At 40.6% G+C, this 8,813-nt stretch carries 9 protein-coding genes; all 9 read left to right on the top strand.

Annotated features, from left to right (window positions below; all coding sequences use genetic code 11):
• Nucleotides 1-684 (top strand): IS3 family transposase (locus ACFO3D_RS17650; RefSeq protein ID WP_390299251.1); only part of this gene is annotated, 684 nt, incomplete at its 5' end.
• Nucleotides 685-1,321: 637 nt separating this feature from the next.
• On the top strand, nt 1,322-1,771 hold the full coding sequence (locus ACFO3D_RS17645; RefSeq protein ID WP_390299248.1) for a DUF2188 domain-containing protein: 450 nt from the start codon (nt 1,322-1,324) through the stop codon (nt 1,769-1,771).
• Nucleotides 1,772-1,855: 84 nt separating this feature from the next.
• Nucleotides 1,856-2,716, top strand: a complete 861-nt coding sequence (locus tag ACFO3D_RS17640) for an MBL fold metallo-hydrolase (RefSeq protein ID WP_390299245.1) — start codon at nt 1,856-1,858, stop codon at nt 2,714-2,716.
• A gap of 126 nt (nt 2,717-2,842) precedes the next feature.
• Nucleotides 2,843-3,562, top strand: a complete 720-nt coding sequence (locus ACFO3D_RS17635) for a DsbA family oxidoreductase (RefSeq protein WP_390299241.1) — start codon at nt 2,843-2,845, stop codon at nt 3,560-3,562.
• 202 nt (nt 3,563-3,764) lie between these two features.
• Nucleotides 3,765-4,718: an ABC transporter permease gene (locus ACFO3D_RS17630; RefSeq protein ID WP_390299237.1), complete on the top strand. Its 954-nt coding sequence runs from the start codon at nt 3,765-3,767 to the stop codon at nt 4,716-4,718.
• Nucleotides 4,708-5,658 (top strand): iron chelate uptake ABC transporter family permease subunit, encoded by a 951-nt coding sequence (locus tag ACFO3D_RS17625; protein ID WP_390299234.1) that lies wholly within the window; start codon nt 4,708-4,710, stop codon nt 5,656-5,658. The genes ACFO3D_RS17630 and ACFO3D_RS17625 overlap by 11 nt, the downstream gene beginning before the upstream one ends.
• Nucleotides 5,652-6,410 carry an iron ABC transporter ATP-binding protein gene (locus tag ACFO3D_RS17620; protein WP_390299231.1) on the top strand — a complete coding sequence of 253 codons (759 nt, stop codon included), beginning with the start codon at nt 5,652-5,654 and terminating at the stop codon, nt 6,408-6,410. Before ACFO3D_RS17625 ends, ACFO3D_RS17620 begins: the two co-directional genes overlap by 7 nt.
• Nucleotides 6,411-6,432: 22 nt before the next feature.
• Nucleotides 6,433-7,368 (top strand): siderophore ABC transporter substrate-binding protein, encoded by a 936-nt coding sequence (locus ACFO3D_RS17615; RefSeq protein ID WP_390299228.1) that lies wholly within the window; start codon nt 6,433-6,435, stop codon nt 7,366-7,368.
• Between the two features lie 692 nt (nt 7,369-8,060).
• Nucleotides 8,061-8,813 (top strand): SurA N-terminal domain-containing protein, encoded by a 753-nt coding sequence (locus ACFO3D_RS17610; protein WP_390299225.1) that lies wholly within the window; start codon nt 8,061-8,063, stop codon nt 8,811-8,813.

Raw genomic sequence — 8,813 nt, 5'->3', positions numbered from 1 at the left:
GGTGGGATTTATGGTTATCGACGAATAAGGATGGTTATCCAGCGCGAGTTTGGGAAACGGTATAACCTAAAACGCATTCGCCGTCTGATGATTCAATTGGGATTGAAATCGTTTATTCGCCTTTCCAACGGGTATTCCACGAGAACCAGCTATGTCAACATAGAAGACAATATTCTGAATCGAGAATTCACTGTGGATAAACCAAATCAGAAATGGGTAACTGATATCACGCATCTTCAGTATGGACTGGGCGGCAAAGCTTATTTGAGCGCCATCAAAGATCTGTATGATGGATCAATTGTGGCATACAAAATAGGCCACTATAACAATAACCCGTTGGTCATAGAGACTATTAAAACAGCCTTAGAGCTCAATCCTGACGCAACTCCTCTACTTCATAGTGATAGAGGCGTACAATATACATCGAAGGAATATCGTTATGTCACAACTGAAGCTGGAATCACACGCAGTATGTCCCGTGTAGGAAAATGTATCGATAATGCACCGATAGAAAGCTTTTTTGGTCACTTTAAAACGGAGTGTTATGACTTAAAACAATATAAAAGTTATGAAGAACTAGTACAGGATATAGATCGATATATCCAATTTTATAATGAAAGACGTTACCAGGAGAAATTAAACAGCCTGACACCATTAGAATATCGGTACCAGGCCGTTGCATAGATTTTTTGTTTTTCACTGTCTACTTGACAGGGTGCAGTTCAATTTAGGTAGTTCGGGTTTTGTGTTAGCAAAACTTCGTATAATCTATAAAATGCGAAGTAGTCAAGACTTCTAAGATAGAGTGCTGAAACTCTGCTACGGAAATACACTACGCTTTCCACGGGCGGCTGTTGAGCCTCCTCGAGCTAAAGCTCTCCGGGGTCTCATCGAGGCCTCTGCTCCCGTAGGAGTCTCCGTGTATTTCCTCCGCTGATATAGCCGATGATTGAAGCGTAGGGCAGTCGACTTCTGCGGGAACAGCACGTGTCTGAAGACCCCGCAGCGGTGGTTTTCCGCGAGGAGGCTAAAACCGTGCCCGGCGGTAAAGGAGACACTGCGAATTCATGAGCAGATGTCGTACTTGCACCCGGAGTGGTGAAAGCGACTGCGCGAAGCGGAAATCAACATAGCTAGCTATGTCGCATTTTATACTAACTCCGAAATGATCTAACTAGAAGGGTAACATTCCAAGATTCCCACATTAATTCGTTCGTCTCTCGAAAGCAAGTTTTAGTTATGTCCCAGCCTCTTTTACGTTTGCTGTAAACAGATAAGGGAACATTAATTACAATACTTACATTATGCAGGAGGGACTTTTATGCCTTGGACATTAAATGACTATCCTTCATCCATGAAGAATCTGGATAAGGTTACGAAAAAGAAGGCAATTGATATAGCGAATTCCATGGTAGACGAGGGGTATGATGAAGGACGGGCCATCCCCATTGCAATTGAGCAGGCGAAAGAGTGGCATGATAACGCCAGTGAAGATGAATTGGACGAATATAAAGAACATGGACAGCCCACGAAACGTTCGAGAGAAGGGAAGAAATATGAAAATAACCCGGAACGACTCGAAGAAGGTGAACATGTAGAAGCACATGATGATGGTTGGGCTGTACGGTCCGCTGATGCAAAACGGCCAAGCGAAGTCTTTGAGAATAAAAATGAAGCGGTAAAGCGGGCGCGTGAAATAGCAAAAAATAAAGGAACATTCTTGACCGTGCATAAATCCGATGGTTCTGTTCAGGAGGAAAGGTCCTATTAAATATCCCGTTAATATAACTCAGTTTTTCAATGTTTAAAAAGCAATAACCTCCAGATACTATAGAAAAAGAAGGGCGGGATGTATATGGAGACTCAGAGAGAACAGAGCAGTGATGAAAAGTTTATCCCCATGACCTCGGTGACCAGCGGATCAGGCAGGGAGGTTATCAATGATGTTTATTATTACACCGATCAAATTGCCAATATTTGCTTTATCGGTTATCCAAGTGAAGGAGACTGGGTGCTGGTGGACGCAGGACTCCCTAGATCCGCAGCGGAAATTCGATCAGTCGTGGTTGACCGATTTGGAAGGAACAGTAAACCATCGGCTATTTTATTAACTCACGGGCATTTTGACCACATTGGAGGACTGAGAGAATTGGTTCATGAATGGGATGTGCCTGTTTATGCACATGAGAAGGAACTTCCTTACTTAACAGGCAAAAAAAGCTATCCAAAACCAGATTCCTCGGTAGAAGGTGGGATGCTCGCCAAAATAGCAGAAATGTATCCAAATGAACCGATTGATTTAGGTGATTCTGTTCACGCACTGCCATCCGATAATAGTGTGCCAGGCCTGGATGATTGGAAATGGATTCATACACCGGGACACTCTCCAGGACACGTATCGTTTTACCGGGAAACAGATTCGTTACTTCTCTCAGGCGATGCATTCATTACGGTCAGGCAGGATAAGTTTTACAATGTATTGATGCAGACTGAGGAGGTAAATGGACCACCACGGTATTATACCACCGATTGGACTGCGGCTAAGAAGTCCGTGGAGACACTGGAATCACTTCAACCGGAAATGGTAATCCCTGGGCATGGAACCACGATGAAAGGGGATAAGTTAAAGGAAGGGCTTCGGAAGCTTGTTCAAACGTTTGATCAAACGGCCGTCCCGGATTATGGTCGTTATGTTGACGATCAGCGTGAACATTAATCGACGGGTCCAAAAGGCTCACGAATGAACTGGATATCACCGGGTTTTGTGAATCACGATAAGCACAACATTTACTGTAAATTGCATAGCTATGCTAAAATAAGACACAGAAATGAGGTGTTTTCTATGAAAATAGAGGTATGGTCAGATTTTGTCTGTCCGTTTTGCTATATCGGTAAACGCAGACTGGAATCGGCACTTGATCAATTTCCACACAAAGAAGAAATAGAACTAGAATATAAAAGTTATGAACTTGATCCTAATGCAGAAAAAAATCCCGGTAAAGATATCCATGAAATCTTAGCAGGAAAATATGGGATGAGTTATGAAAAAGCCAAAAACTCCAATGAGCAACTTGGTCAGCAAGCTGCGGAACTTGGTTTGACGTATAACTTTGATACCATGAAACATACCAATACATTTGATGCACATCGTGTTGCAAAGTATGCGGAAGAGAATGGTAAAGGAAAGGCAATGACCGAACGGCTTCTGAAAGCTTATTTTACCGACTCAGAACTAATCAGTGATCATGAGACACTTATCAGGCTTGCTGATGAAATGGGGCTTGATACAGACCGTGTCACGGAACTTCTGAAGGTAGATGATTATGCAATTCATGTTCGGGCTGATGAAGAGAAGGCGCGGCAGATTGGAGTACAGGGCGTACCTTTCTTTGTTTTAAACGAGAAATATGCTGTGTCCGGTGCCCAACCGTCCGAAGTATTTTCCGAAGTGCTGGAAAAGGTTTGGGAAGAAGAAAATGAAAAACCGGCATTGCAATCGTTGAACCCCAAAAAGTCTGAAACCGAATACTGCACAGATGAAGGTTGTGAAGTTAAGGAATAATTTAACATGAATACAGGCAAACCGTGGAAGAATCAGTTTCCACGGTTTTTTTATGTGAACAAATAAAATAACACTTTTGAAATTGTTGACGTTAAATGGTGGTATGCTATAATCTTTATTAAGGCTAATTGATAATGAATTTCATTATTGATTAAACTTTGTAAAAGATAGTAATTAATATAATCTGCGAGAAGGTCTTTCCATGAAAATCCGTTACCTATTTATAACAGTAATAATACTGTCATTTAGCTCAGTCTTTATAGGAGTCACCGAGATTGGGCCATTGGAAATATTCAACCTGTCTGACGAACAGATTGAAATTCTTCTCATAAGCCGATTACCGAGACTGGTAAGCATTCTGATTGCCGGGATGAGTATGAGCATATGCGGGTTGATTATGCAGCAGTTAAGTCGTAACAAATTTGTATCACCAACAACAGCGGGAACGCTTGATTCCGCAAGGTTAGGGGTTCTGGTTGCCCTAATGGTGTTTACGTCGGCAACTCCACTCCAAAAAATGCTGATTTCATTCTTATTTGCGCTTATTGGAACTTTTATTTTCATGAAAATTCTTGAAAAAATAAAGTTCAAGGATGCGATATTCATCCCGCTGGTAGGATTGATGTTTGGTAATATCATAAGTTCGCTTGCTACCTTTTTCGCATATAAAAACGATTTGATTCAGAATATGTCCTCCTGGATGCAGGGTGACTTCTCGCTGATCATGAGTGGAAATTACGAGCTGATGTACATAAGCATTCCAATCCTCGTAATTGCCTATTTATTTGCGAATAAGTTTACCATTGCTGGAATGGGGGAGGATTTTTCTAAAAATCTTGGGCTCAATTACCGGCAGGTCGTAAATATCGGCTTAATTATTGTCGCACTTGTAACTGCGTCTGTTGTTCTGTCGGTTGGCGTAATACCCTTTCTGGGACTGATTATTCCGAATATCGTAACCATCTACCAAGGGGACCATTTGAAAAAAAGCCTACTGCATACCGCTTTGCTTGGAGCATCGTTTGTTCTCTTTTGCGACATTATTGGCCGGGTCATCATTTACCCGTATGAAATACCAATCAGTCTGACAGTCGGTGTGATCGGAAGTGGGATATTCATTTATTTGCTGCTAAGGAGAAAGAAGTATGGGCTATAAGAAAAAGACAATTATACTTGCAGCTATCGCACTAGTCCTGGCCCTGGTGTACATCCTTTACGATTTAAAAGGCAACATTGGATATATACTTCCACGGAGGCTTCTAAAAGTTAGTGCCATTATTATCACCGGTACTGCAATCGCCTTCTCGACGACCATTTTTATGACCATTACGAATAACCGAATACTCACACCAAGTATTCTTGGGCTTGATTCTTTATATATGCTTCTCCAGACGTTCATTATCTTTGTGTTTGGGTCTCAATCGCTTGTAATGATGAGCAGCAATGTCAATTACTTTTTGTCGATAGGGGTAATGGTTATTTTTTCACTGGCATTGTACCGATTTCTATTTCGGGGGGAAAAAAATAATATTTATTTCCTCTTATTGATTGGCATGATTCTTGGAACGTTTTTCGGAAGTATGACTGATTTCATGCAGGTTCTTATTGATCCTAATGAGTTTATGGTTGTACGGGATCGCATGTTTGCAAGTGTTAACAATGCAAATGAAAGTCTTGTCTATCTATCTCTGTTATTTCTGATTTTAGTTACGATGTATTTTGTGCGGTTTTATAAATATCTGGACGTACTTGCATTGGGAAAACATCAGGCAATAAATCTTGGAGTTCCATATGATTATGTCGTTAAACGCTTGCTGATCATTGTCGCTGTATTGATCTCAATCGCTACTGCATTAATCGGACCCATCACATTTCTAGGGCTGCTGGTAGTCAATCTGGCATATGAGTTCCTGAAAACATACCGTCATTTCTACCTGATTATCGGGTCAGTTTTGATTAGTATTATAGCTTTGCTCGGCGGGCAGTTCGTGGTGGAAGAGATATTTACTTTTGAGACAACAATCAGTGTGATTATTAATTTTGCTGGCGGAATTTATTTCATTTATCTTTTGTTAAAGGAGAATCAATCATGGTAGATATTAAAAGTGTTTTCAAGCGCTATAACGAGAGAAGTGTTATAAAGGATGTCTCCCTTAAGATTGAAAAAGGGACAATTACCTCGTTCATCGGTCCCAATGGTGCCGGAAAAAGTACATTAATTTCTATGATCAGCCGACTTATCTCTAAAGACGATGGGGAAATCACGATAGACGGAGAAGACATTACGAAAGCTAAAAATAATGAACTTGCAAAGAAAATCTCCATTTTAAAACAATCTAATGCGATTAATCTAAGATTGACTATTCGGGAACTTGTATCCTTTGGACGCTTTCCATACTCACAGGGCAGACTTAAACATGAGGATTGGGAAAAAGTTGAGGAAGCTATTGATTACATGGAACTTAGGGAGATTCAGGATAAATATCTTGATGAACTTAGTGGCGGGCAGCGGCAACGCGCACATATCGCCATGGTTATCGCCCAAGATACAGAATATATTCTGCTTGATGAACCACTGAACAATCTGGATATGCGACATTCTGTTCAAATCATGAAAACTCTTAGAAGGCTAGTAGATGATTTGGGGAAAACCATCCTGATTGTGATTCATGATATAAATTTCGCTTCCTGCTACTCTGATCAGATTGTCGCCTTGAAGGATGGAAAGGTCATCAAACAAGGAAGAACGTGTGACGTGATTGATGAATGCGTACTTAAGGATATTTACGATATGGATATCAATATAAAAAATATTAATGATAACCGGATTTGCGTCTATTTCGCATAAATAACTCAGGAGGTTGGTAGTCATGAGAAAAGCTTTTTGGATAATAACATTCGGTTTAATTGCTGTACTGGTTGCTGGATGCAGTAATACAGATGCAAGCGGTGACACAGGGAATAAGGAAACCATAACTGTTTCCCATGAACTCGGTGAAACAGAGGTAGTCAAAAACCCTAAAAAAATTGTTGTCTTCGATTTTGGGGTCTTGGATACGCTTGATAAGTTGGGTATTGAAATTGCTGGTGTCCCACAGTCAAGTACAATTCCTGAATATTTGAGCAAATACAGCGATAACAGCTATGAAAATGTGGGAAGTCTGAAAGAACCAGACTTTGAGAAATTGGCCCAAATAAACCCGGATTTGATTATAATTTCCGGCAGACAGGCCTCCTTATATGATCAGCTCAGAGAGATAGCACCAACTGTATACCTAGGGGTGGACGCTTCGAAATATATGGATTCTTTTAAAGAGAATATGTCCGTAATTGGAACCATCTTTAATAAGAAGGAAGAGATAGACCAGGAACTACAAAAAATTGAACAGTCAATTGCCTACTTGAAGCAACAGGCAACTAACAGTAGCAAAGAAGCGTTGATTATTCTGGCTAATGACGATAAAATTAGCGCCTATGGACCAAGTTCACGATTTGGCCTTATTCACGATGTGTTTGGTGTACCAGCGTCCGATAAAGGAATTGAAGTTTCCACGCATGGCATGAATGTTTCTTTCGAGTATGTGGTTGAACAAAATCCTGATTTACTTTATGTAATTGACCGAGGAGCCGTTGTCGGTGGTCAGTCATCTGCAAAACAGCTTGTTGAAAATCAGCTTGTTAAAAAAACCAACGCATATAAAAATGACCGTGTTATCTACCTGGATCCAGACTATTGGTATCTGTCTGGTGGTGGCTTGGTATCGGTAGCGGAAATGATCAAAGAAATTGAAACTAGTCTAAAATAAAACTAACAGGCAGTCGCATGCGACTGCCTGTATTTATGCTTCCTGAGTAATATCTATAAACTGCGACATATCTGCGAAGCTTCGCTCCGGCAGAATACTTCGCTTTCCGGGGGCACGGCTTCAGTCTCCTCGCGGAAATACCGCCGCTACGGGGTCTTCCGACTCGTGCTGTTCCCCAGGAGTCTTCGTATTCTGCCTACGCTAAAATACGTTCACTATTTGATAAGATTAAAAGGCCAATGTTAAATACAGTACAAATCCACAATCCAGCGAGGGAAATACATGGAGACTCCTGCGGGAAAAGCAACAGCTGAAAATCCCGCAGGAAGTGGTTTTCTTCCGAGGAAGTTGAAGCGTTGCCCGCGGAAAGCGTAATGTATTTCCCGAGCGAAGCTACGATCTATGTCGCACTTTACATCAACTGTAAGCTTAATAAGCACTGGAACTTACGAAAAAAGACATTAAAAAACGAGGGTTTAGACAACAGCTTATTTAAATAAGCTGTGGCATGGTGCTTTATTATGGCAGAAGTATGTAAATTTACGTAAAAGCGTAAACTAAATGTAAACAACCCGTCAGAATCCCCGTGTGGAGCTTATTAATGGCTGACCACAGGACTTTTGGGACTTGCAATACCCCCATTATGTGTGATTGAATAAAAGAACAACAAATGAAATGAGGGAATACCAAATATGAAAAAAGCAGTATTGTTTATAATGACTCTGGCCCTTTTAACAATTTTGGCAGCATGTGGTGAGGATGCAGCTAAAGGTGACGATAAAAATAATGAAAAGCAACAGGATCAACAGGAACAACAGCAACAACAACAGCAACCGCCAAAAGTAGAGGTTACAGATAAAGAGAAGGTAAAAGAGGATAAAGTAGTTGTTTCTGTAAACGGAACGGATATTACAGGAAAGAAATATAATTCCGTATATGCACAGACCAAAATGATGATGAGCCAATATGGACAAGATGTAAGTGATACAAAGAAAATCAAGGATATGACAATCAGCGCCCTAGTCGAACAGGAAATTCTAAAACAGGATGCCAAAGATAAGGGAATTAAGGTTACTGAAGAAGAAGTACAGTCTGCATTTGAAAAAGACAAGTCCAGTACAAAAGGTGACTTCAACAAAGTTCTCGAACAGAATCACTTTACAGAAGAATCTTATAAGGAACAGGTAGAACTCCGCCTGATTGTTGAGAAATATGCTAATGAAACATTAGATATAAAAGTAACAGATAAAGAGGTTCAGGATTATTACGATAAGATTCTTGAACAACAGGAAAAGGCACCTGAAGAACAGAAACAAGAAGTTCCGAAGCTGAAGGAGCTGGAAGACCAGATCAGACAGCAACTTAAGGTTCAAGAAGAGCAAAAACTTCTTCAGAAAAGAGTTAACGAGTTGAAAGATAAAGCAGAAATTAAGACAATGATATAA

The organism is Virgibacillus kekensis, from assembly GCF_042654125.1.
Classification (GTDB): domain Bacteria; phylum Bacillota; class Bacilli; order Bacillales; family Amphibacillaceae; genus Lentibacillus; species Lentibacillus kekensis.
The sequence above is the reverse complement of the archived record's forward strand: the minus strand, read 5'-3'. Positions and strand labels throughout refer to the sequence as shown.